Here is a 23685-nt window from a genome sequence, read left to right as displayed (position 1 = left end):
CAGCACATACGGACCCGATGACCGCGCCGTCCACCCCGGTCACGCATCGAGGAAGCGGGCCTCCCGGAAGCCGGCCCGGAGCAGTTCGCGCGGGATGGGCACGATCCGGAGCAGCTCCGCGCCCTCGGGCACCTCGATCGGCGCCCCGAGCCGGCGCACGTGGAACACCGCCGGGGTCGCGAAGAACGCGTCGGTCGCGACCACGCCGCGCATCACGTCGTAGCCGTCGCCGTTGACGCCGTCGAGCAGGCTCGACCAGCCCGGCGGCGTCCGGGTGAAGGCCCACGGCTTCACGAAGAAGTGCGGCTCGCCCGGCGGATGCGGCGTGAAGTACTTCGTCAGGTACCAGAGCGCCCCGCGGTTCGCGGCGATGAACTCGTCGCCGAAGGTCTGCGCGAACGAGCGCTCCACCGCGGCCGCCGCGTCGGCGAGGCGCGGCGCGTCCGGCGCGACGGCGAGCGTGTGCCCGTCGAACGTCGCGCGGAACGGGACGGCGTTCCTCACCACGATCGACGCGAGCCGCCGAGCACCCCCGCGCCAGGGGACCGGATCCGGCCCGGCCGCGGTCGTGACCTCGGTCACCTCGGCGATCTCCGGCGCCGCCGGCCCCGCGACGACCAGCCGCACGCGCGCCGGCCCCGCGCTCCCCTCGCCCGCGCCCGCGTTCCGCCCACCCGCCGTGCCCGCCACGAGCCGCCGGTACTTGCGGGTCACCTGGCCCTTCTTCACGGCGAAGTACTTCGCGTCGTAGAACTCCGCGTGCGCCCGCCCCACCTCGGGCGCTTCCGCGAGCGTACACGCCTCGATCTGCACGTCGGGGAGCACCGGCGCGATGCAGCCGATCTCGCCCTCGAGCTGCAGGCTCTGCGGGGCCTCGTCGCGGACGCGCAGCTCGACCACCAGCGGGACGAAGGCGCCCTCGTCGGCGAGGTACGCCTCGCTCACCTCGATCAGCGCGTTCCGGCGGTTGGCTGCCCCCGCGACGCGCAGCCACAGGCCCGGGTCGGGGCGCACCAGGAGCCCGGTCCACAGGCGCAGGCGAGGCGGCCCCAGCCCCTTCCGGCGCGTCCAGGCGAGGCCGCCGCGCAGCGCCCGGTGCCATGCCCCTTCCGGCGCCAGGAAGCCCTGCGAGACCAGCCGGGGCAGCGCGGCGCGATGGGCGCGGACGAGCGCCTCGCGGTGCTCGCCCGCCGGCTCGGCGCGGAGCGACCCGAGGCGCCGCCGCACCTCGATCGGCCGCGCCAGCGTGATCTGGAGCCCGAACGCGTTGCCCTCGAGCAGCGGCACGCACGCCTTCGCCACCCGGAGCGGCACCGCGCCGTCGAGATCGCCGGTGCGCCGGGTGAGCCGGCACAGGCCGAGGGCGTCGAGCACCTCGAAGCGGGCGTCACCCGCCGCAGCCACCACCACCGCCGCAGCCGCCGCCGCCGCCGCAGCCACCGCCGCCGCCGCAGCTCGACGAGCTGCAGCTCGATCCGCCCGACGAGCCGCCCCCCGTCGAGATCGGCGGGGGCGGGGTCATCGCATAGACCATCGGCCCGAAGAGCGGCGACATCGCGAGCGCCGCCGTGCCGCTCGCGGCGACCGTCAAGCCGATGTCCACCGCCTCCCGGCGGCGGCCGCTTGCGACGTCGGAGCGGAGCGAGACCGTCGAGTCGTCGATCCACCTGAGGTAGTCCGACTTCATGGTGCTGTAGGCGCTCGCGGTCCGCGCCACGATCCACGTGGCGACGAGCAGCGCGATCATCTCCACCACCAGGAACGAGTACGGCCGATCGAGCTCCTCCGCCCGGATGGCGCGGATCAGGCCCACGCCGAGCAGGCCGACGCCGACCGCCCACACGACGGCCGAGAGGGCCGTCATCGTCCCCCGCGGGCGGAGCATCCCTGCGGCGGCGAGCTCGGCGCGGAGCTCCGGCTCGAAGCGGGCCGCGATCTGGCCGGCGGAGGCGCGCACCTGATCGAGCGAGAGCGCCACCATCCGATCGCCGTGCGCGCCCCTCGACGAGAGCGAGCTGAAGAACGCCGCGAGCACCCGGTCCGGCGGGGCCGAGCCGACCATGACGTGGAGCGCCTGCGGCGCGTCCTTCGCCTCCCCCGCGGGGACGAGCCAGCCCGCGGCCATCGCGACCGCGATCAGCGTGGCGGCGACGCCCTTGTTCCCGTCGCGGAGGTACGCGATCGCCCAGTACTCGTCCGGCTGAGGGATCCAGCCCGCCGAGAGCCGCTGCCGCGGCGGCGCATGCGCGAAGGCCGGGGTCCGGTAAGGCGCGCCCCCCGGCGCCCCCGCGACCGCCGCGGCGCCGCTCAGCTGCGCCGAGCGATCGAGGGAGGCGCCGACGGCGCTGCGCACCAGGATGGCGACGACGAGGCCGGCGATCGAGAGCGCCAGATAGAAGAGCAGGAACGCCGGCCCCGACCCCATGTTGAACGGGAAGAAGTCGAAGATCTCGTGGATCATCGCGCCGCCTCCGGGTGCTCCAGCCGGTCGACGTCGTCGACCGCGCGCGCGAGCAGCTCTGCCAGCGCCGCGTAGGCCGCGCCCGGCGCCTCGTGGACGCGCTGCAGCGGGGCCACGTCGACGCCGAGGAGCTTGCCCGATCCGGCGAGCACCGTGCCCAGATCGTCGCCGCCCTCGATCCCGTGCAGGCCGAGCAGGGCGTGGAGCGGGCCGCGGATCTGCTTCACCTTGCGGGAGACCGCGCCCTTCAAGGCGTCGTCGGCGCCCATCCCGTCCACCACCGCGCGCCGGAGGCGGATCTGCGCCTCGCGCAGCTCCTGCTCGACGCGCAGGCGGCGGTTCTTGCCGTCGATCACGAGCGCCGAGAACGGGTCGCGGCCGGAGAGGAGCACGTGGCACCGGCGGATGTCGTCGTAGAGCAGCGGGAACACGTCCGCGGCCCGCGGGATCTCGGCGGCGGTGAGGATCATCGCCTCGATGCGGGCCGCGTAGCGCGCGATCTGGAGCGCGTTGGCGATCGCGTCGAGGCTCTGGCGGGAGGCCTGCTCGAGCACCACCATCAGATCGACGTCGCTCTGCCCGTCGCGGTAGCCGCCCCGCGCCGCGCTCCCGTACACGAGCAGGCACGAAAGCTCGTCGCCGAGCGTCCGCTCCAGGCCCTCCTTGAGCTCGACGAGCCGCGCCTGCACCGGCGCCGGCAACCTGGAGACGGCGCTCCCCGTGGCGATGGATCCCTCGTTCATGGTCTACCTTCGCGGCTCGATGAGCCGGACCTCGGCGCTCGAGCCCATCCCCTTGATCGCCCAGACTACCCGACCTCCCGGCAGCCGCTCTCGCCGAATGAACGGCAGGAGCCTGGGCTTGACGCTCCCGTCGCCCGCGGGCCCGACGAAGCGGGCGCGGAGCAGCAGGCGGTCGACGATCGCCTCGGGCGCGAGCCGGGCGTCGTCCACCGCCGCCGCGGCGATGCGGAGCGCGTCGGCGACCGCCGTGAGGCTCGGGGCCCGCGGCGACGCCTCGACACACCGGGCCCCGAGGCGGGCGACCGCCTCGCGGTGAGGCGAGAGCCGCGGCAAGAGCGGGAGCGCGTCGTCGACGCGCTTGCGCTGGAGGATCGCGCGCGACCGGGCGACGTCCTCGGCGTCGAAGGGAGCCACGGCCTCCGGCGGCGGATCGACGGGTGAGGTGAGCAGCTCGGCCACGCGGGCCTGGACCTCGGCGAGCGCCGACGCCGATGGGGGTGAGGCGTCGGAAGAATTTTTCAGCGACGCGGCGCGAGAGGCGGGCAACCCCGGTCGGGTCGGCGCCAACGTGGGTTCGGCCAGCGCGGGCCCGGCCAACGTCGGTCGGGACGGCGCCAGCGCGGGCCCGGTCAACGTCGGTCGGGTCAACGTCGGTCGGGACGGCGCGGACCGGGCGATCGCCCTCGCGGTCGCGATCTCGGCCGCGAGCGCGGCGAAGGGCGGGAAGTCGCCGTCGCGCTCGAGGAGGATCGGGAGCGGCCCGGTGCGAGCAACGACCTGGGCCAGCAGGACGAACACCGGCGCGGGGACCGGATGGGCATGCGTGTCGAAGTAGAAGCCGTGCTCCACGACGCCGCCGGCGATGTGGATCATCGCCACGCGCTCGAGCGGGTAGGAACCGACGAGCTCCCCGGGATCGACGCCAGCGTTGACGGCGTTCGCATAGACGTTGCCGACGTCGAGGAGCAGATCGCACCCGGTGCGGTCGACGACCTCGGCATAGAACTCCCCCTCCCCGAGGGCGTCGCCGGGGAACCGCAGCGTGCACGCCGCGTTCTCGAGCAGCAGGGGGATGTCCGGGAGCGCCCGCCGGGCGGCGGCGACGTTCCGCGCGACGGCGCGCGCCGCCTCGAGCGTGTACGGCAGGGCGGTGAGGTGGCCGATCTCCCGGCCGCCGCCGCGCACGAACGCGACGTGCTCGCTCACGACCGGGGCCGAGAGCTCCCGGCAGAGCGCCCCGAGGCGGCGCGCGCGCTCCATGTCGATGCCCGACGCGCTGCCGAGCGAGAGCTTCACGCCGTGGGGCACCACCGGCCAGATCCGCGCGATGGCCGAGGCCTCGCGCCGCGCGGCCGGGCTCGCAAAGCAGGCCTCGGCCACGACCTCGACGAAATCCACGGCGCCGGGCGCGGACAGCAAGTCGGCGGCGAGCTCGGGGCGGAATCCGACGCCGACGACGCTGACGCCGGAGAGGGGCGATCTGGGGGCGGGCACGAGCACGCGGGGACCTGCCTCAGTCTGCCCGCGCGGAGGGATCCGGAACAGAGGGCATCGGGATCGGCTAGAAGTCGAGCTCACCCGAGATGCGAGAGCCCCGCTCGGATAGGCTCCGCCGCCGCGCCCCGCGCGTCAGAGGAACTGGCTGCTCCACTTGCGGAACGTCATGATGCCTTTCTCACCGGCGCACAGGACGGGCTGAGCGCGGTAGATCTTGTTCTCCCAGATCGGGATGTCCTCCTCGATCTGCCGGCAGACCTCCGCGGCCAGGGCCTGTCCGAGGCGCTGCGCGCCGTCGTTGCGCAGCCAGAAGGCGACGCGGATGTCGACGAGCTCGTCGTCGATCGGGGTGACCGTGTTCACGAAGAGGAGCTCGACGATGCCGGTGAAGCGGATCGTCCCGTACCCCATCCCGTGGCCTTCCCAGGTGATCGTGCCGTCGACCACCTGCCCTCCCGGGCCCTTCTGCTTCACCGCCGACCTGGATCGGATGATGTGGCCCTCGATCTCGATCTCGGTCCGGGGCGGCACCAGCATGCCGTGAACCGTCACGAAGTGGGCAGGATCCACGATGTTCTCGAGGGTCTCCTGGACGTGCGTCCGGACCCGCCAGCGCTTGCTCAGCTTCGGGGACCACTCCGTCGAGCGCGCCTCGGCGAGCGGCGGGATCTCGAAGGCGGCAGGTTCGCCGCCCAGCGCGTGGTGGACCAGGATCAGGCCGTCGAGCTCCCGTACCTCCCAGGCGCGGGTCCTCGCTCTCGGCGGGATCGTGTCCGCATAAGGGATGTGCACGCACTTCCCTTCGCCGGAGATCACCCATCCGTGGAACGGGCACCGGATGCCGCCCTGCTCGACGCGGCCGCCCACCCCGAGGTGCGCGCCCATGTGAGGGCAGTGGGCGTCGAGGACCCGGGCCTCGCCGTCCTGCGTCCGGAACAGCACCAGATCCTGCCCGAAGCAGCGGAGCGGAATGGGCCCGCCCGTGGACAGCTCGTCCGAGGTGGCGACCTGGAACCAGCCTCGGGGGAAAGGCTGCAGGGGAATTCGAGCGCTCACGTGGATCTCCTCGGCTCAGCGTCTGTCGGGGTCGCCCGCGCGCTCATGCAGCGCCGGGCGGAGGGGCTTCATCGTGCCGGTGATCGCGGCATGAGAACGTCACTCTACCAGCAAACCTCGCAGGCGTGAGTGCGCCGAGGCACTGGCACGCTCCCTCGCCGCGCGCGGCGCGCCTGACGAGCAGCCGGGCGGCCGGACGCGAGCTGCTGGGCATCCGGGGCGGGTGGTGGGGTACTTACCCTGCCCTGCCGGAATGATGGAACCACCAAGGACGCCAGAAGACGCCAAGATTTTTATGTATTTCTTGGCGTCTTTTGGCGACTTGGCGGTTCAAAAGACGCCACCTTCGGCCAAAGTACACCACCCCCCGTGGGCGAGCCACGCTCGCGCCGGAAGGAGCGCAGCACGCGGATGGCCCCCATGCTCGGCGCAGTGTAGGCTCGGCCGCGTGTCAGGACCTCGCTGGGCTCGCCGCGCGAGGAGGGCGACGCAGGCCGTCGTCGCGGCGACGGGGCTCGCGCTGCTCGCGCTGCGCTACGTGATCCCTGCCCTGATGATGCAGGCGCATCCCATCGGGTCGACGGCGTCGCCCTACGGATATGTCGAGTACGTGCCGCCGGAGCCGGGGCCGCGCCCGCTCCTGCTCGTGCTGCACGGCGGGGGCAGCCGCGGTGATGGTACGCACCCGCGCGCCATCATCCACCGCCTGCCCCCGCTGCGTTATCTGGCGCGCGCGCGCCTGTTCGGCATGTCGTCCCCGCTCGTCGACGCCGGCGTGCTGATCGCCGCCCCGCAGTCGCCCGGCGAATGGGACCCGGCGAAGATCGACGCTTTCCTCGACTACCTGCTCGCAACGCACGAAATCGATCGCGAGCGCATCTATCTCACCGGTCCGAGCATGGGTGGATGCGGAACGTGGCGCTACGCCGCTGTCCATCCGGAGCGGCTGGCGGCGGCGCTCCCCATCTGCGGCGCTTGCCCGCAGACGGGTGAGCTCGCGGCGGGTCTGCGCACGCTGCCGGTGCGCGCGTTCCACGCCTTCGACGACGAGATCGTGCCGAACTACATGTCCGCGACCTGGGTGTCCGCCATCGCCGCGCTGCGGGGTGTCCCGAGCGGCAATCCGATGCTGAGCTATCCGCCGGGGTCCGATTCGACCGCGGTGTTCGATGGCGGCCAGGTCGTCTGGCGTCCCGGCACCGACGCGTCCGCGGACGAGGCGCTCACGCTCACGGAGTTCGCGCGCGGCGGGCACGCCGTGTTCGTCGATGTCTACGCCGAGGATGCGACATGGCGCTGGCTGTTTGCGCAGCGCCGCGGCGCTCGCGCGCAATGAACGCACGGCGGGCATCGAGCCGTCACGCCCAGCCCGCGCAAACGGCGGCTGAAACGGCCCGGCATCGGCCACGATTCGCGACGTGCGTCGTCGACGTGCACGCGCCGCCGCCGTCGAGCCAGGCGAAGCTCCCCTCCCGCGCCCTGCGCAGCACGACGGGCAGCACCGTCGCATCCGTTGGGCCCCAGACGAGGCGCGGGCGAATGGAGACGGTGGTCATGCCGCCGGGTTCGTTCGCCGCCGCAGACGCGCCTCCGCCTCGTGACCGCGAGAGGTCGGCTTTCTGCTGCTGAAGGACGTGGTGCCAATGGCGCCGCTCGACGAGCAGCGTGCGGTTGAGATGAAGACGCTGGATGTGAAACCAGCCGCGAGGCGTGAGCCCGATCAGCCGGCCGTGGACTGTCTCCTCGACGTGCGCGCCGAGATCGTCATGCTGAGGGCGAAGAAGCCGCAAGCTGTCAGGTGCATCGTGCGCGGGAGCATAATCGCCCTTGAACCGGTTGCACGCGGTGCAAGCGTAGACGAGGTTCTCGATCTTGTCGGAGCCGCCCGCAGCAACCGGGTGGAAGTGATCAATCTCCAGCTCGCCCCCCACCGACGTTTCGGAAACACCGCAGTAACCACACCGTCCACCGAAGGCGGTCCGGACGATTGCGCGCGCTTCAGTCGAGACGGCCATTCATGCAGCGGGCAGCGGCCCGCCGGCGACGCGGGCAAGTCCGTCGAGGATGGACGCGCGGCGCCGCTCGAACTCTTCGAGGAATCTGCGCGTGTCGGTCACGAGGGCCTGTTGCTGTGCCATGAGCTGGGCCAGCTGCTCGTTCTCGCCCTCGACGCTGGCCAGCTCGGCCGCCAGGTCGCCAGCCTCGGCACGCAGCCGAGCCATCTCCGGGCAAGCATCGCGGCCTCCTCCGCCTCGATCCGCGCCATCAGCGCCGCGAGCTCCTCCTGTTCGGGCTGCGTCAGCGTACCGGAAAGCTCCCTGTCACGGAGGCGGTCGAGCCTGCTCTGGTCATCCTCGGTCCAGCTCATGGCAGCCACCCTACCCATATCAGGCCGGGAGCGCAGGGGCAACGGCAGGCGCTCGCGACGTGTGGCGACGCGGATGGCACAGCCGCCGTCATCTCCTGTCTGGCAGCACGCGCATGCAGGCTGACAGCACACGCACGTGAACCCCTGTGCCGACTCGTTGGTCGCGAGCCACTTATCGTCGGCGGGCTCGTCAGAGGGAGTGCTCCGGCGCCAAGACCGGTCCGGTCCTGCCGCCGAGCTGCGCGACCTGGGCGTGGACCAGAGCCATCCCGCCCGGTTGCACGAATGTACATGTTGATGTACATCTATGGCATGGCGCATCGCTACTCCGTCGCAGAAGCTCGGGCCCATCTCCCCTCCATCATCGAGCAAGCGGAAGCGGGTGAAGTCGTCGAGCTCACCCGGCGAGGTCGCCCCGTGGCGGTCGTCCTGTCCCGGGAGGAGTTCGAGCGGCTGAGCGCGGATCGACCGAGCTTCGGCGACGCATACCGTGCGTTCCGAAAGCGGCACGTCCTCGAGGAGGTGGGCCTGGAGCGCGACTTCGCCGCGTCCGTTCGCGACCGTTCACCGGGTCGACAGGTCAAGCTGTGAGCCCGCGCTTCTTGCTCGACACCTCCACGATCTCGGAGCCGATGAAGAAGGCTCCCGACGAGGCGATGCTCGCGAAGATCGAGGCCCACGCGCACGAGAGTGCGCTCGCCGCCCCCGTATGGCACGAGCTGTGGTACGGCTGTCGGCTCCTGCCCTCAGGCAAGCGGCGCACAGCACTGGAGGCGTACCTGCGCGAGGTCGTCTACGTGTCTTTTCCCATCTTGCCATACGACGCCGCGGCCTCGGCATGGCATGCCGACGAGCGCGCTCGCCTCGATGCGAAGGGAACGCCGGCACCGTTCGTGGACGGGCAGATCGCCGCCATCGCGAAGAGCAACGACTTGATCCTGGTAACGGCGAACATTCGAGACTTTCAGCGATTTCAGGGCCTGCCGATCGAGAGCTGGTCGAGCAGAAAGAAGAAGTAGGGGCCGAGTCATCGTATCGGCAGCGAAGCCAGGTATCGCCGCGCAGGTCCGCGCGACGGCCGCTCAAGGGCGGCGCAGCTCTGAGGACGAATTTGCGGCGGCGACCTGAGCCGTTCACGAGGCGATCGGCCGACGGCTCGGACTGCCGATGGCGCCGGAGCGGGCCTTGCGCACGCCGCACGCCCACAAGCTCCACGAGCGGTCGCTGCCTCGGCGCGTGGATGTGCAAGCGGCGGTACGGGTCGAGGGATCGCGCGCTCCCGCGACACCTGGCTGGCGGGAAGCCTGCCTGGCTGGTAGTAGCGTCGAGCTGGTAGCAACCTCGTGAGCCCCCTCCCCTCCACCGCGGCGTCGTGGGAATGCGCATCACGCCGCCTGCCGGCTCGAGCGGAGAGGGGCTATTGCCTTGGAGAGAAGACATGTTGAAGGTGGCGATCATCCTGGGGAGCACGCGGCCGGGCCGCAACGGCGAGGCTGTCGCGAAGTGGGTGCACGACGTGGCGCTGAAGAAGGGCGGCGCCGACTACGAGCTCGTCGATATCAAGGACTTCGACCTGCCGTTGCTCGACGAGCCGGCGCCCCCGTCGATGGGACAGTACACGAAGCCTCACACCAAGGCCTGGGCGGCGAAGATCGATCCGTTCGACGCCTTCGTGTTCGTCACGCCGGAGTACAACCACGGCACCTCGGGCGCGCTCAAGAACGCGATCGATTACCTGTACAAGGAGTGGAACAACAAGGCGGCTGGCTTCGTGAGCTACGGCAGCGCGGGAGGCTCGCGCGCCGTCGAGCAGCTCCGGCTCGTGATGGCCGAGCTCCAGATCGCGGACGTGCGCGCGCAGGTCATGCTCTCTCTGTTCGACGACTTCGAAAATTTCAGCGTGTTCAAGCCCCGCCCCCGCCACGAGAAGTCCGCCTTCGCCTTGCTCGATCAGCTGCTCGCGTGGGCCGGCGCCATGAAGACGCTGCGCACCGGGTGAGCAGCGGCTCCAGGACCTTCACGCACGGCCGCGCCACGCGGCGTACCGAGCGGGCCCATCGAGGCGCGGCACATCGCACCTGCACCGCACAGCTCGCCCGGCGCGGCCGGCCCGCGCGACGGGTTTGCACATCGGCGCGACATCGGCTCTGATGGTCGAAACTCTTCCGAGGTTCTCATGGCCGTGGCACCGCCCCTCGTCCGCGCACGACTCACGATCGATGGACTCAAGACCTCGCTCGAGGTGAAGGAGCTCTCAGGCGCGGAGGCGATGTCGCAGCTCTACGCCTTCGACATCACCGTCGAGTGCGCCGACACCGACCTCGACCTCGACGCGCTCGTCGCCGAGTCGGCCGTGCTGACGCTCGATCACGGCGCCAGCGCCCGCCACCTGCACGGGATCGTCAGCGGGTTCGAGCAGGTCCACACCTCGGAGCACCGCGCCGCCTACCGCGCCACCCTGGTGCCGGAGGTCTGGCTCCTCGACCAGCGGTACGATTGCCGCATCTTCCAGGGCGTCACAACGGCCGAGGTCATCGAGCGGGTGCTCAAGCTCGGCGGCGTCCGGCGTTACGAGATCGTGCTCCAGCGCAGCTACGAGGCGCGCGACGTCTGCGTCCAGTACCGCGAGTCGGACTGGGCGTTCCTCAGCCGCCTCATGGAGGAAGAGGGCATCTTCTATTACTTCGAGCACACCGACGCTGGCGCGACCCTGATGATCTCCGACACGGCGCAGGTCCACTCGCCCATCTCCCCGAAGGAGCTCCGGTATCGGCCGGTGACGGGGGCGCTCCATACCGGAGAAGGCGTCGATTCGTTCCGCTTCGCGCAGCGGGTCCGGCCGGGGAAGGTCACGACGCGCGACGTGCCGTTCGAGAACCCCGCCTCGGTCGTGGACACGGCGGCCGAGAAGGGGCGTCACACGGACCTCGCCGTGTTCGCGTACCCGGCCAGCCCCGCGGCGGAGGTCCGCCTCGACGCGCTCCAGGCGACCGCCGCCGTGGGACAGGGCGAGGCCTGCTCCGTGCGGCTCGCGCCCGGCGCGCGGTTCCGGCTCGAGGATCATCCGAGGGAGAGCTTCAACGCGGAGTACCTCGTCACCCGGCTCGAGCACGCGGCCCGGTTCGACAGCAAGGAGGGGTACCGCTGCACGTTCGAGTGCGTCCCTGCCGGCGTCGCCTTCCGGCCCCCGTGCAGGACGCCGAAGCCGCGCATCGCCGGCCCCCAGGCCGCGACCGTCGTCGGGACGCAGGGGGCCGAGATCGAGACGGACGGCGACGGGCGCGTGAAGGTAAGGCTGCACTGGGATCGCAACGGCAGCGCCTCGGAGAACGCGTGCTGGGTCCACGTCGCCCAGATGGCGTCGGGGGCCGGCTACGGGGCGATGCACATCCCGCGCGTCGGGAGCGCGGTGCTCGTCGAGTTCCTCGACGGCGATCCGGACCGGCCGATCGTGACCGGGCGGGTGTACACGGTCGTGAGCCCCTACCCGTACGCGCTCCCCGCTGAGAAGACCCGATCGGCCTTGCGGACGCAGAGCACCCCGGGAGGCGGCGGGTACAACGAGCTCCGCTTCGAGGACCAGTCAGGCCGGGAGGAGGTCTACCTCCGCGCCCAGCGCGACCTGAAGCTCGAGGCGCTGAACGACGCGCGCCGCAACGTCGGCGGCGACGATGCGCTCGCGGTGACAGGCGACCGCACGAAGGCCGTCGGCGGCGCGGAGACGGTGACGGTCTCGGGCGCGCGCACCGTGACCGTGGGCGCGGCCGAGACCAGGACGGTGGCCGCGGATCAGACCACCTCGGTCGGCGCCGACAGCTGGCTCTCGGTCGCGGGCGATCACACGGCGAGCGTCGTCGGGGACCGCCGCGACATCGTCGCCGGGGACCGCAGCGCGTGCGTCGGCGGGGACGAGTCGGTCAAGGTGACCGGCGATCGGACGGTCGTCGTCACAGGGGCGCACGCGATCTCGTCCCTGGACGACGAGTCGAGGCGTGTCACGGGCAACCTCACCCTCTCGGTCGGCGGCACGATGCAGCAGGTCGTCGACGGGCACTGCGCGCTCAGCGCGGGCTCGCTCGAGTGGGCTGTGACCGACGGCGCGCTGGAGATGACGTGCGCCGGAGAGGTGCGCGTCGAGTCCGAGCAGGAGGTCCAGATCGGCGGACCGGATCTCGCCCTGTTCGCCGACTCGACGATCCGGATCCGGGCCCAGAAGAAGATCGTCCTCGAGATCGGCAATTCGACCGACGCCGAGGGCAAGTCCGCGAAGATCGAGATCACCTCGGACGGGATCTACGTGACCAACGGGAGCGCCACGGAGAAGCTCGACGGCGGCACCGTGCGCCTGAACTGCTGAGCGCGGCGCCGCGGCGGAGAGGGCTCGATCCGTGAAGCTTCGCAACGAGACAAGGCACCCGGCGCAGCTCCTCAGGACGGCGTCGGCGCGCAGCGACGACCACATGCTGGGCTGCGCGATCGCGCGGCCCACCTTCCGGGTCGCCGGCGGCGCGCTCGTCGCCACGCCCGACGAGCCGTGGCCGATCTCGGGCGAGCCCGTCGCGACGGCGCTCGGCAAGATGCCCGGGGACAAGCCGTTCTACATGGGCGGGATCGACGTGCTGCTCGGCGGGAAGGTGCGCCAGCCCGGCGGCGCGGCGAGGCCGCGCCTCGACGTCGAGCTCGAGGCGGGCCGGACCTTCCGGCGGCGGATCGCCGTCTTCGGCGACCGCTCCTGGGCGCCCGGGCCCGGCGGCGCCCTGGTCCCGAGCGAGCCGGAGTCGTTCGTCTCCATGGAGCTCGACTACGCGCGCGCCTTCGGCGGGACGTGCCCTACCGACTACGGGCTCGACATGCCTTTCACGCCCAACCCGGCGGGGCGAGGGTTCTACCTCGACGCGAAGAGCGCGCTCGGGAAGCCGCTGCCCAACCTCGAGGACCCGAACCGGCTTCTCCGCTCGTTCGGCGACACCCCCGATCCCGTCGGCCTGGGCTATTACCCCGCCGAGGGCGCGCTCCGCGTGAAGGCCGCGACGAGCGCCGCCGCGCCGGACCCGGGCCGGCTCACGCCTGACAGGGCGCCCGAATTCAAGGTGGGGCACAGGGACATCCTCCCCACGTTCTTCAACATGGGGCACCCGGGCATGATGATCGAGCCAGGCGGCGAGCCGAGACCGGGCGACGGGATCCGGCTCACGCACGGCCTGCGCGGCGGGGACCTCGCCTTCGCGATGCCCGACCTGCGGATGCACATCCATGTGCAGCTCGAGGAGCGGGAGTATGTCTTTCCCATGCACCTCGATCAGATAGGGATCGTCGCGGGGGAAGGGCGGGTGTTCTTCTCCCTCCGCTGCGTGTTCGAGTACCACGTCCGCAAGGAGGAGCGGCGCACCGCGACGCTGTACGGCGGGCCGGCGCCCGCGTTGATCCCGGGGAGTTACCGGATCGCGCACGGCCGGTGAGGCCGGCGCGCGCTCCCCTGCCGCCTAACCCCGGTCCAGGGCGAGCGGATGTTAACGTGAGATTGACGTTCTCGCGCCGAGGGCCGGGCCCGTTCGGCACGCTGCGCGGTCGCGAGGGGCGCGGGCGCAGGCGCCAGGCCCCCGCTCAGTTCACGGCGGGCCATCGCAGGGTCCGGGGCCGAGGTGCACGCCGATCGCGGACATCGGCCATTTCGCCCCCATGCAACTTCGTTATTCGCCGGCTGCCTGCGGTCGGCGGCAGGGTCAGCGACGGAAGACGGAACGGCCCGCTTGCGGACGACGATGCACCGGGCTAGGATGCCCTCCTCACGACCGTCCCTGGCCCTCGATAACGACGCTTTCCCTCTTCCCTCACCCGTGAGGGAGATTGCAGCTCGCTCGGACGACTGGACGACGCACCGTGTGATCGCGCGGGAGTTCCGCGCCGCACGTCTCCGTTCGATCCGTCACGGCTTCGTCGGATGGCAGGCCGAGAGCGCACCAGAAAGCCGTAAAAGAGCAGGATGGCATGGGAAATCGTCTCTACGTAGGAAATCTTTCGTTCAACACCACCCGCGAGACCCTCGAGTCCGCGTTCGCCGCGGCCGGCGAGGTCCGTGAGATCGCGATGCCGACCGACCGCGAGACGGGGCAGCCGCGCGGCTTCGCGTTCGTGACCATGGGCACGGCCCAGGCCGCGAACAGCGCCATCTCGCAGCTGAACGGCGCCATGCTCGATGGCCGCGCGCTGAAGGTCAACGAAGCGCAGGAGCGTCCGGCGCGCGGCTTCGGCGGCGGCGGCGGTCGCGACCGGTACTGATCACGGGCGCGGCGTGGCGGCGCTCGTGCGCCGCCACGCCTGCGCTTTCAGGACGCACCATGAGGTGCTGAAGAACGCGCCCGGAGGCGCCGAAAGGCCTGTTTCGCATGCAGAGGCAAGGAGCATTGAAGCGGCAAAAGGAACGCGAACGGCAAGAGAAGCAGCGCGAGAAAGACGCGAACCGTCTCGCGCGCCGCACGGGAAAGGGCTCCGCCGTCAGCGGGACACCGGGAGAGGATCCGGACATCGCAGGGATCGTCCCGGGGCCTCAGCCTGCGGTCACCGAGTGAAGCGCGCAGCGCCGAGCCAGGGCGCCGAGCGCGCCCCGTCAGAGCCAGCAACCGACCAGGACGGCTCGGCGCAGGCGACCGTGCGGCAACGATTCATCGAGCAGAGCGCAAACGCGCTGGGCCAGGCGTGGGCCAGGCGTTGGCGTCAAGACCTCCATCGAGAAGGCCGCCCCGCCGCCGGAGGATGGCCCGGCACGCTGCGTGAAGCACGAACTCAGGTGGAGATCACCCTTCCCGGGGAGCTGTGCCATCGCAAGATGCCCGCCATCACCGGCGTGGAGCGCGAGCTCGCCGCCCGGACCGCCTACTCAAGCGCGCGGAACGAGTGGCGAAGGCACACCGACCCCGAAATCCCCTAGTCGGGGTAGCTGAGCCAGCGACGACGCCCTGCGAGGCCGGAAGAGTCCGCGATGGCGAACGACAAGCCCGCTCCGAAACGCAAGCGGGACGGCAATCGCGCCATCGACAAACCGCGCCGAGCGGCTTCGTCGCACGTTGGCCATCGAGGTACCCCTCGTAATACTGCCGCTGGAGGTGCGTGGCCTTGATGCGACCCTGGCGCAACGACTCGACGGTCTTGAGCTCGAAGTCGAAGCCGACGATGGGGCTCGAGCGCACCTGGTCGAGCCCGAGATCCAGCCGGATTGAAAGACAAATGCGCGTGAGTAGAATTTGTTAGGCTGGTCGCATGATTCCGACGAAGAACAGTTGGCTAGTTTTCAGTCTCGTTGCGATCGTCGCGAGCTCGACGTTGGCGTGCACAATCGAGACCGCGTCGTCCACCGGTACATCGGGCACCGCCGGCGGCGCGGGCACGTCCGGCAGCGCGGGCACCTCCGGCGGCGGGGGCGCTGGTCCGAGCGGCTCCTCCGGCAGCACCGGCACATCGGACGGGACGGGCGCTTCCGGCAGCGGTGGCTCGTCCACCGGCGCGGGTGCCCTCCCGGCCGGCACGTTCCTCTACGTGCGCGCAGAGACGGCCGATCACGACCATCTCATCGCGCGAGACTTCGCGACCGGCGCCGAGCGCGTAGTCACCGATCTGCGCGGCGACGGCAGTGAAGGTTGGGAGATCTGGGGCCATACCCTCTCGCCCGACCGCACCCGCATCGTCCTCGCCTCGCTCTACGGCCCCACCAAGGAAGACAACGACACCCACCTCGCGACCCGCCGCCTCTGGAGCCTCGCCACCGACGGGACCGACTTCCGCCGCCTCACGCCGGTGTTTCCCAACGACGGCGAGGGCCGTACGAACTTCGAAATCTCGGTGGACGCACCGAGGTTCACGGCCGACGGCACCGGCATTCTCTATGACTTTGGCAACTGGTGGTACGAGGGGACAAGCCTCCAAGGAGGCTCGTTCCCGTGGCGCGTGCCCGCGGGAGGTGGCTTGCCGGAGCCCTTCCCCACGGTGTTGAGCTGCACGGTGATAGAACCTTCGGTCAACCCGGCCACCGGCGAAATCCTCCTCATTCACAGCGTGTGCGTGAATTCGGAGGATCAGGGCATCTTTCTCTATCCGAGAGGGGGCGGCACCAGCCCCACGAAGCTCGTGGATGAGGGCTACGGCGCAGGCCAGGTGCGGCCCTCGCTCACGACGGCGAGCTGGCTCGGCGACGGCAGCGGCTTTGTCTTCGTCGGAACCATCGATGTTCCGGCCAACGACACCACGGTAGCGACAAGCGCCCTCTTGGTCTACGACATGGCCACAGCCATGATATCCCCCCTCGTGCTCGCCGAGCCCGGCACCTACATAGATAGCGCGACGATCGCTCCCGACGCGACGTCCCTCGTCTACTGCCTGCGCCATGACGACGTGACGGATCTCCACGCCATCGACCTCACGCAGGCCGAGCCCGAGGACAGACCGATCACCACCGACGGCAAGAGCTGCTACCCGGCCTTCTGAATTTGCTTACGCGCCGGGATGCGGAAGACGAATCCGCTCGTGCTCGGCGGCGCGACGGGACCCGAGCCGACGTCGATGGAACCGTAGAAGGTGCCGGCGACTCAGAGCGTGCCGCCGGAGGTGAGCTTCAGGAGGAACGGGGACACGCCATCCACCGCCCGTCTTCTAGCGATCTCCGGCGCTGTGGGTCACGTCGATGCCTCGCAGCGCCTGCTGGGCGATGCTCAGGAAATCGGTCTCGGTGATGATCCCGATGAGCTGCTCCTCGTCGCCGACGACGGGCAGACAGCCGATCTTGTGATCGAGGAGCATCTGGGCTGCGTCGGCGGCCGGGGTCGTCGCTCGCACGGTGCGGACACGCCGGGTCATGATCGACTCGATCGGGATGGGCTTGGCGTCGAGGCGGCTCACGTGGCGGAGCAAATCGCGATCGGAGACGATCCCGACGACGTGCCCCTTCGCGTCGACGACGGGAATATGCCGGATCTCCGCGAGCTTCATCTCGAGATTCGCGGCGCTGATCGTGTCGGCCTCCTTCAGCGTGATGACCGCGGTGCTCATGTAATCCTCGACCCTGCGATTCTTCTTGAGCTTCATCGAACAGACTCCTTGCGCTCTCGGCACGCATGAGCACGCCTGCCGTCGTTGCGAGCTCCGCTCTCCTGCGCCCGCTCGACGAGCATGCAAGAGGCCGACCAGTGCGCGCCCGCGCCCGGAGCCGGTGCGCCGCTACGCCGCCGCGACGCGGGCGCAAGGCCTGCGGATGCGATGAAATTGCTGCGCGTCGCGCCGCACCGGGCGACCGTCCGCCGAGGAGAAGGCGTAGGAACCCTCGCCGCGCGCGGTGGCGATGGCGATGACCGACATGAGCGCGCTCCCGAGCTCCGGGTGAACGCGCCACCACACGCCCGGCGCGGAGCTCTCCCGGTGAGGCCAGGCGAGCCCGGCGTGCCTGTGGTGAGCGAGAGGACGCGACGCCTTCCTATACGTCTGACGTTCTAGCCGTAGGTCGCGACGCCATTGGTGTAGGTGATCGTCCCTGTTTGCCCGAATTTGCGGCCATGGTTCGCGGCGTAGCCGGCGTGATCGTCCGTGATGGTCACCGTGATCGTGCGGCCGGCGGATTCGGCAAGAAAGCGCTTGTGGCAATTGTGGTGCCGTTCGCCCGTGCACGGCCAACCGTTCATTTCCACGACGAGGTTCGCTGAACGGCTGACGGAAGCGAGCATGATTTCTTCCGCATGGTAATGACCGTCGCTCTCGTACGTCTTCCCTTTGACTGTCACTGAGATCGGCATGGTACCCCTCCAAGATGCTTTCGCCCCCGAAACGATGCCCTTGTCCTGCGCCGTTTCGTGTCAGCGCATAGCATCTCAGGCTGCTTTGCGAGCGTAAAGAGAATTCGACCCCTGGTCTGTGCGGTGCAAGACCCGTGCTCCGCCCCCCCGGCGCCTGCTCGCCGCCCGGGCGGCTGCGCGACCCGGCCTATGCCGCGTCCACGATGCGAAGTCCGGCCGCGCTCGGGCGCTGGTTCCGGCCCGCTCGGTGTTGCCGACCACCGCCGTCGATGCCGACGGCGCAGCTGGATCCAGCTCTTCGATGGTGGGGCCGCCGGCTTGCCGCAGAGCGGCATTGGCTATGTGTATCATGCCGTAAGGCGACGGTGTCCGGGCGGAAAAAATCTGCTGCGGTGGAGCCGGGGGACCCAGGTCCATCCGGTCGTGCCCTCCGCTGCTGTCCATGAACCCGGCGCAGGGTCGGCGCTGCCGGGGACGGCGACGACGACAGCCACGCTGCCCTGAGGTGGCCTCAATGAGAGATATTGACGAAGACGTTCACGCTCCCGTCCTGCTGGACTGGGGTGGAGACGACGAGCACGTCCGGCCTCCGGTCGGCGTTCACGTCTCCGATAGCGAGCGCCCTGGTGAAGAGGCTTTGGTACACGAGCGCTGCGTCGAACGTGCCGTCGCCCTTGCCGCGAAACACACCCACCGTGCCACCTCCGCCTTGCGCAAGGAAGATATCGGGCCGCGTATCGGAGTCGAAATCCGCCGTCGTGAGCGCTGTCTCGAGGGGCAAGTAGACCGGCGTGGAGATAGGCGCCGCGAACGTGCCCCCTGGCTGGCCGGGTAGCACGCCGATGACGCTCGCGCTCCCCACCGTCGCGAACGCCATATCGAGCACGCCGTCGCCCGTGAAATCGGCGGGCGCGACGGTCCACGCGGAGTTCCCCACCGGGAGGCTCGTGGCCACCGCGAACGTGCCGTCTCCGTTGCCGATCAAGACCCGAATATCGTCGCTGTCGTAGTTCGCCGTCGCCAGATCGATGTTTCCATCTCCATTGAAGTCGCGAGCCGTGACGTCCAGGATGTTCGCGCCCGCGGGATACGCGTTCGGCGGCAGGAACCCGCCGGCCTTGTCGTTGAGGAGCACCCGCAGCTCGTCGAAGGTGGTCGCGGCGATATCGACGGCGCCGTCTCCGTTCATGTCAGCGAGCGCGATCCCCCTCCCGCCCTCGTGGAGCGCCACGGGGTCGAACGAGCCTGCGCCGTCGCCGAGCAGCACACCGACCTTTCCCGCCTCGACGGTGCCGAACACGACGTCGAGGTGCCCATCGCGATTCACGTCCCACGCGACGACCTGCTCGGGATCCACGCCGCCGGCAGGCATGGCCACGGACAACTCGAATGCGCCGCTGCCTCTTCCGACGAAGAACGACAGCGACCGGCCGCCGGTATAGGCGACGACCACATCGGCCTTGCCGTCTTCATTCCAATCGCCGAGCGCCGCGCCTCTCGCGCCCTTGCCCCCGAGGAGCGCCGGAGCTGCGTGGAACGTCCCATCTCCGCGACCTCGCGCGACCACGAGGCCGCTCATCGACATGACGAGATCTGCTTTGCCGTCCCCGTCGAGATCCCCCGACCGGACGCGTGAGCCACGGTCTCCAGTAGAGTACGTCACCCGGGGCTCGAGCCCCCCGAGCCCGTCACCCCGAAAAACGCTGAGGATCGAGTCGTCCATGCTTTGCACCGCGATGTCTTGCCTCCCGTCGCTGTCCCAGTCGCCGATGACGACGCCGCTCGGCGCGAGGCCCGCCGGGACGCGCATGGTCGTCGAGAGCGCGCCCGACGGGCTACCCATCAAGAGGGTCATTCCCTTCGCATCGACGGCAGCGATATCGGGGTTGCCGTCGGCGTCGAGATCGCCGACCGCCAGATCAGCCGCGCTGCCGACCGGCACGCCGTCTCGCGCGGAGATCGTGTATTTCGTCACGGGGCCGAACACGCCGCCGGCCTGACCGAGCCGCACGCTGACGACCGGCGTGGAGAGCTCCGTGTCATAACCGACGATGTCCCGCACGCCGTCGCTGTCGAGGTCGGCCAGCGCGATGAATCGACAGTTCGTGGTCCCGGTGATCGTCCTCGACGTCGTGAACGCGCCCGCGCCATCCCCCGCGAGGATCGTGATGTTCGTGCCATTGCTGCTCGCCACGACGTCGAGCTTCCCATCGCCGTTCACGTCCGCGAGGACGGGCGACATATAGTCCGCTCCCGGGCTCGAAATCGGGGCCTGGAACGTGCCGTCGCCGTTGCCGAGCAGGACGCGGACGCCGCCGCCGGCGCTCAGGAGCGTGACGACCAGATCCTGTTTCATGTCGCCGTTCACGTCGCCCACGGCGACGTCGTGCGCACCACTCACGACGTGTTCGGTCGAAGGAAGAAACCCGCCCTTGCCGTCGGCGAGGAGCACCGACACTCTATTCGCGCTGCGTAGCGCCAGCGCGCCGTCGACCAGCCCATCGCCATTGAGGTCGGCGAGCGCGAATGGAGTGCCGACATAGCTCGATCCGGTCGCATAAAATCGGACGACATCAAAATCGATTGTCTCCGCAGCCTGAGGCCCCTCCCCACCTGCGCCACCTTGGCCGCCGCTCCCGCCCGTACCGCCTGCGCCGCCGCTCCCGCCCGTGCCGCCTGCGCCGCCGTCCCCGCCCGTGCCGCCTGCGCCGCCGTCCCCGCCCGTGCCGCCTGCGCCGCCAGCGCCGCCGCCCCCGCCCATGCCGCCTGCGCCGTCCACACCGCCGCTGCCGCCCATGCCGCCTGCGCCGCCGCCCCCGCCCGTGCCGCCGCCGCCCCCCACGCCGCCCGCGCCACCTTGACCGCCGAGCCCCCCGCCGCCCTGACCATCGGGGTGACCGGATGGAGCGTCACCGCAGGCACAGCTGAAGAAAATGACGAACGCCGACGGCAAAACTCCGCGATGTTTACGCATTTGGATATCACCTTACAATGAGCCGGGATTGGGAGGATAATCCGCGTAAAGCCAATCCGGAAGGTGGTCGGGTCGGCGCAGTCCGCCCCGAGCTCGCCAGGCCCCAAGCTCACCGGTTGGGCCTGGGTTGGGACCATGCCGTCCGACCGGCTGCGGTCCGTCGCCACGCCTCGTCGAAACCCGGGGCGAACCGAGCGCCTCGCTCGGCGCGGAGCCCTCCTCCGCAGGCCATCCCTGCCCGCGCTGGTTCTCCGGGGGGAACAGGTGTCTCCTTCCGAGAGACAGGGTGCTCGGCAGCCCCGTGCTCTTCTCCCGGGATCAGGCGAGCGATGAGCCTCGTTTTCGGCGCGAACGCGGGGGCCCGTCGGCGGACGCGCGGCCCTCTCGCCGTGGCATGACGATTGCGAAACCTGCCGCTGTACGCCGCGCTTCTCGGCGGCAACGCCCCTTCGACCACCGAGCCATGCACGTCGTGCGTGGGCCGCTTCAACACAACGGAGATGAACATGACGTTCAATCGAACGATCGAGTCTGCTCGCGCCAAAGATCATGGGACCGGCAAATCGCTCCTCGTTTCTCGGCGCACGATCCTGGGTCTGCCGCTGCTGGCCGCGCCGGCGCTGCTCACAGGCTGCACGGCCGAGACGATCCTCAGCGCCGGCTTCAACCAGGACGCCGCATCCCAGCTGCCGAGCTCGCAGCAAACGGTCGGCACCGTCGCGACGGCGCTCGGCAACGGCAACGTGATGGTGGCCGCTTCGCCGGCTGGCGAGGCCAACGAGCAGTGGGTGCTCATTCAGCACCCGAGCTTCAACGACGTGACGTCGATCCAGGGTCGCTTCAGCGCCTTCCGCGGAGATGGTCAATACGTGGCGACCGCCAGGCTTTACATTCCAGGCGCGGACGGCGGCGTCCCGACGTTGCAGTTCGAGGGCTTCAACCAGCCGCTGAGCGACCTGAAGAGCTTCTTGCACCTCGACTTTCTCACGAACGGAACGGTGCGCGTCAACGACGACAGCAACCTGGTCTTTGGAACGTATCAACGCGGGCAGGTGTTCAGCGTACAGGTGACGTTCAATATCAGCGCGACCGCGGCGACGGCGACCATCTCGCTCCTGGGAATGGCGTCGGGTAGCCTCGACGTCGCGATCCCGAGCTACTTCCTCAACCAGGCGCGGAACTTCGGCGCGGTCAGAGCCTGGATGGGCGCGAACTCCACGGGCTCCTTCTACGTGGATGATCTCTCGGTCATCTTCGTGACGCCGTAGGCGTGCTGTGACGCGCGCGACAGCAGGACGAGGCGGTCAGGCTACCTGGACTCCTGGTGGGTGGAGCTATGCGCCGGACGTGGCGGCGTCGCTCGCGATCCAGGCAAAGCGGTCGTCCACACCCGCGCTCGCGCCGCTCTCGTCGCTCTGATCGGACCACGAGAATCGCTCGCTCACGCCCGCCTTCGCGCTCGCGCTCGCGTCGCTCCTCCAGGCGAACCGATCGCCAACCACGGTCTTGCTGGTCTCGTCATCATCGTCGTCGTCGCCCGTGCCCCCCACGGGGTCCCCGAGGTCGTCGTAGACGCCGCTCCTGCTCCCGAGCGCGAACGGCCCGAAGCTGTACCCGTCCGAGGCCGCGTCGAGATCCCCGGGGTCGTGGTACTGCGCGTCGATGGAGCTGGTGAGCTTCCCGCCGATCTTCTTCGAGTATTTGAACCCGTTCGCCAGGGCCGTGTACTTGAGGATGCCGCTCACCTTCCGCGACTTCAGGAGGTTCTCCTCGGTCACCTTCTTCCACGTCTTCACGGCGATGATCGTGTCCTTCGCCGACTTCGCCGCCGCGCCAAGGCTCTTCCCGAGCTTCTTCATGCGATCGGCGGCGCTCTCGCCGAGCTCCGCGGCGCCCTGCTTGAACGACTTCCACACGCTGCCGTCCGCGGCCTCCGCGAGCTCCTCGAGCAGCTCGTCGCTCTGCGATCGCAGCCGGCTGAGCGAGTCCGAGAAGCTCTCCGCCGCCTGCTTGCCCACCTTCGACGCGACGTCGTCGGCCGCCTCCTCGGCGGACTCCTTGAGGATCTTCGCGAGCGTCTCCTCGGCGCTCTCCCGCGCGAGGGCCTTGCCGGCCCGCTTGAAGAACGGCTGCGCGAGGTCCGCGCTCTTGGCGGCGGCCATCTTCGCGCCCTTCATCAGCCCCTTCCCGGCGGCCTTCGCGCCCTTCCACAGCTTGCCCGCGATCTGGCCGCCGAACTTCATCAGGATGTCCATCGCGATCTCGATCGCGATGTCGACGAGGCACGCGATGAAGTCGGTCCAGGTGAAGCCGGCCTTGGCGGTGCCCCAGACGATGGTGAAATCGAGCGGCAGGCTGACCGGGCTGTTGCACGCGAGGTGGAGCGAGAACGGCACGGTCTTGAACGGCGAGCACGCGAGATCGCAGGCCGTCTCGCCGAAGATGGGGTTGTCGCACGCGATCGTGACCCCGCTCGTCCCCCAGACCGAGATGGAGCTCCCGAAGAGGATGGTCCAGGGCAGGAGCGGATTCCACCCCTGGACCACGTCCACGTGCGGGACGACGAGGCTCGCGTCGCTCCCCCGCCCTATCCAGTGCACGCCGTCGAGCTGTATCTCGTGCTTCTTCTGCTCCGACCAGAACGAGAAGAGGTGCGTGCCGCTGACCAGCCCTGTCTGGAAATGAGGCCAGTACTTCTGGGGCACGTAGGCCCCGGGCGGCGGCATCGGCCACCAGAACAGGGCCTCGTGCCACGAGAGGCCGAGGAACACGTTCCACCGCGTGACGGTCAGGCAGCCGTAGGACATCGT

At 69.9% G+C, this 23685-nt stretch carries 22 protein-coding genes and 2 pseudogenes; 11 read left to right on the top strand and 13 right to left on the bottom strand.

Annotated features, from left to right (window positions below; all coding sequences use genetic code 11):
- Window positions 1-39: 39 nt before the first annotated feature.
- The 5 genes from WMF29_RS10105 to WMF29_RS10085 form a co-directional block, all read right to left on the bottom strand.
- Window positions 40-1440 (bottom strand): hypothetical protein, encoded by a 1401-nt coding sequence (locus WMF29_RS10105; RefSeq protein ID WP_437328634.1) that lies wholly within the window; start codon window positions 1438-1440, stop codon window positions 40-42.
- Window positions 1388-2461 (bottom strand): hypothetical protein, encoded by a 1074-nt coding sequence (locus WMF29_RS10100; RefSeq protein ID WP_437328633.1) that lies wholly within the window; start codon window positions 2459-2461, stop codon window positions 1388-1390. Before WMF29_RS10100 ends, WMF29_RS10105 begins: the two co-directional genes overlap by 53 nt.
- Window positions 2458-3204 (bottom strand): nucleotidyltransferase domain-containing protein, encoded by a 747-nt coding sequence (locus WMF29_RS10095; RefSeq protein ID WP_437328632.1) that lies wholly within the window; start codon window positions 3202-3204, stop codon window positions 2458-2460. The genes WMF29_RS10100 and WMF29_RS10095 overlap by 4 nt, the downstream gene beginning before the upstream one ends.
- Before the next feature lie 3 nt (window positions 3205-3207).
- The gene (locus tag WMF29_RS10090) at window positions 3208-4704 is read right to left on the bottom strand and encodes a DUF692 domain-containing protein (RefSeq protein WP_437328631.1); all 1497 of its coding nucleotides are present in this window, start codon (window positions 4702-4704) and stop codon (window positions 3208-3210) included.
- 129 nt (window positions 4705-4833) lie between these two features.
- Window positions 4834-5757 carry a Rieske 2Fe-2S domain-containing protein gene (locus tag WMF29_RS10085; RefSeq protein WP_437328630.1) on the bottom strand — a complete coding sequence of 308 codons (924 nt, stop codon included), beginning with the start codon at window positions 5755-5757 and terminating at the stop codon, window positions 4834-4836.
- 448 nt (window positions 5758-6205) lie between these two features.
- Here WMF29_RS10085 and WMF29_RS10080 point away from each other — a divergent pair, with 448 nt between their 5' ends.
- Complete coding sequence (locus tag WMF29_RS10080) at window positions 6206-7093, top strand: hypothetical protein (protein WP_437328629.1); 888 nt, start codon at window positions 6206-6208, stop codon at window positions 7091-7093.
- A 73-nt stretch (window positions 7094-7166) separates the two neighbouring features.
- On the opposite strand, the pseudogene WMF29_RS10075 reads toward WMF29_RS10080, so the two are convergent.
- The 3 genes and pseudogenes from WMF29_RS10075 to WMF29_RS10065 all read right to left on the bottom strand — a co-directional run.
- Window positions 7167-7313, bottom strand: a pseudogene (locus WMF29_RS10075) (NAD-dependent epimerase/dehydratase family protein); the annotation flags it as partial.
- Window positions 7314-7577: 264 nt separating this feature from the next.
- Window positions 7578-7772 (bottom strand): annotated as a pseudogene (locus WMF29_RS10070) (HNH endonuclease); the annotation flags it as partial.
- The gene (locus WMF29_RS10065; RefSeq protein ID WP_437328628.1) at window positions 7773-7979 is read right to left on the bottom strand and encodes a hypothetical protein; all 207 of its coding nucleotides are present in this window, start codon (window positions 7977-7979) and stop codon (window positions 7773-7775) included.
- A 437-nt stretch (window positions 7980-8416) separates the two neighbouring features.
- On the opposite strand from WMF29_RS10065, the gene WMF29_RS10060 reads away from it, so the two are divergent.
- From WMF29_RS10060 to WMF29_RS10020, 9 genes are all read left to right on the top strand, one after another.
- Window positions 8417-8716 (top strand): type II toxin-antitoxin system Phd/YefM family antitoxin, encoded by a 300-nt coding sequence (locus WMF29_RS10060; protein WP_437328627.1) that lies wholly within the window; start codon window positions 8417-8419, stop codon window positions 8714-8716.
- Entirely contained in the window at window positions 8713-9144 is a 432-nt protein-coding gene (locus WMF29_RS10055) for a type II toxin-antitoxin system VapC family toxin (RefSeq protein WP_437328626.1), read from the top strand. Before WMF29_RS10060 ends, WMF29_RS10055 begins: the two co-directional genes overlap by 4 nt.
- Before the next feature lie 419 nt (window positions 9145-9563).
- Complete coding sequence (locus WMF29_RS10050; protein WP_437328625.1) at window positions 9564-10124, top strand: NADPH-dependent FMN reductase; 561 nt, start codon at window positions 9564-9566, stop codon at window positions 10122-10124.
- A gap of 177 nt (window positions 10125-10301) precedes the next feature.
- Window positions 10302-12482: a type VI secretion system Vgr family protein gene (locus WMF29_RS10045; RefSeq protein ID WP_437328624.1), complete on the top strand. Its 2181-nt coding sequence runs from the start codon at window positions 10302-10304 to the stop codon at window positions 12480-12482.
- Between the two features lie 31 nt (window positions 12483-12513).
- Window positions 12514-13584: a DUF2169 domain-containing protein gene (locus WMF29_RS10040; RefSeq protein WP_437328623.1), complete on the top strand. Its 1071-nt coding sequence runs from the start codon at window positions 12514-12516 to the stop codon at window positions 13582-13584.
- A 529-nt stretch (window positions 13585-14113) separates the two neighbouring features.
- Window positions 14114-14404: an RNA recognition motif domain-containing protein gene (locus WMF29_RS10035; protein WP_276597748.1), complete on the top strand. Its 291-nt coding sequence runs from the start codon at window positions 14114-14116 to the stop codon at window positions 14402-14404.
- A gap of 107 nt (window positions 14405-14511) precedes the next feature.
- Window positions 14512-14694, top strand: a complete 183-nt coding sequence (locus WMF29_RS10030) for a hypothetical protein (RefSeq protein ID WP_437328622.1) — start codon at window positions 14512-14514, stop codon at window positions 14692-14694.
- 218 nt (window positions 14695-14912) lie between these two features.
- Window positions 14913-15053, top strand: coding sequence for a hypothetical protein (locus WMF29_RS10025; protein ID WP_437328621.1), 141 nt, complete (start codon window positions 14913-14915; stop codon window positions 15051-15053).
- Between the two features lie 329 nt (window positions 15054-15382).
- Window positions 15383-16603: a hypothetical protein gene (locus WMF29_RS10020; protein WP_437328620.1), complete on the top strand. Its 1221-nt coding sequence runs from the start codon at window positions 15383-15385 to the stop codon at window positions 16601-16603.
- A 165-nt stretch (window positions 16604-16768) separates the two neighbouring features.
- Here the strand turns inward: WMF29_RS10020 and WMF29_RS10015 are convergent, their stop codons facing one another.
- The 4 genes from WMF29_RS10015 to WMF29_RS10000 form a co-directional block, all read right to left on the bottom strand.
- Window positions 16769-17200 (bottom strand): CBS domain-containing protein, encoded by a 432-nt coding sequence (locus WMF29_RS10015; RefSeq protein WP_437328619.1) that lies wholly within the window; start codon window positions 17198-17200, stop codon window positions 16769-16771.
- Window positions 17201-17332: 132 nt separating this feature from the next.
- Window positions 17333-17470 carry a hypothetical protein gene (locus tag WMF29_RS10010; protein WP_437328618.1) on the bottom strand — a complete coding sequence of 46 codons (138 nt, stop codon included), beginning with the start codon at window positions 17468-17470 and terminating at the stop codon, window positions 17333-17335.
- A gap of 131 nt (window positions 17471-17601) precedes the next feature.
- Window positions 17602-17901, bottom strand: coding sequence for a hypothetical protein (locus WMF29_RS10005; RefSeq protein ID WP_437328617.1), 300 nt, complete (start codon window positions 17899-17901; stop codon window positions 17602-17604).
- Window positions 17902-18412: 511 nt separating this feature from the next.
- Window positions 18413-20875, bottom strand: coding sequence for an FG-GAP repeat domain-containing protein (locus WMF29_RS10000; protein ID WP_437328616.1), 2463 nt, complete (start codon window positions 20873-20875; stop codon window positions 18413-18415).
- 506 nt (window positions 20876-21381) lie between these two features.
- On the opposite strand from WMF29_RS10000, the gene WMF29_RS09995 reads away from it, so the two are divergent.
- The gene (locus WMF29_RS09995; protein ID WP_437328615.1) at window positions 21382-22143 is read left to right on the top strand and encodes a hypothetical protein; all 762 of its coding nucleotides are present in this window, start codon (window positions 21382-21384) and stop codon (window positions 22141-22143) included.
- 66 nt (window positions 22144-22209) lie between these two features.
- Here the strand turns inward: WMF29_RS09995 and WMF29_RS09990 are convergent, their stop codons facing one another.
- Entirely contained in the window at window positions 22210-23682 is a 1473-nt protein-coding gene (locus WMF29_RS09990) for a hypothetical protein (protein ID WP_437328614.1), read from the bottom strand.
- Between the last annotated feature and the right edge of the window lie 3 nt (window positions 23683-23685).

Source organism: Sorangium sp. So ce381 (assembly GCF_051473845.1).
In the GTDB taxonomy this organism is placed as follows: domain Bacteria; phylum Myxococcota_A; class Polyangia; order Polyangiales; family Polyangiaceae; genus Sorangium; species Sorangium atrum.
This window is presented reverse-complemented; position numbering and strand designations above follow the sequence as displayed.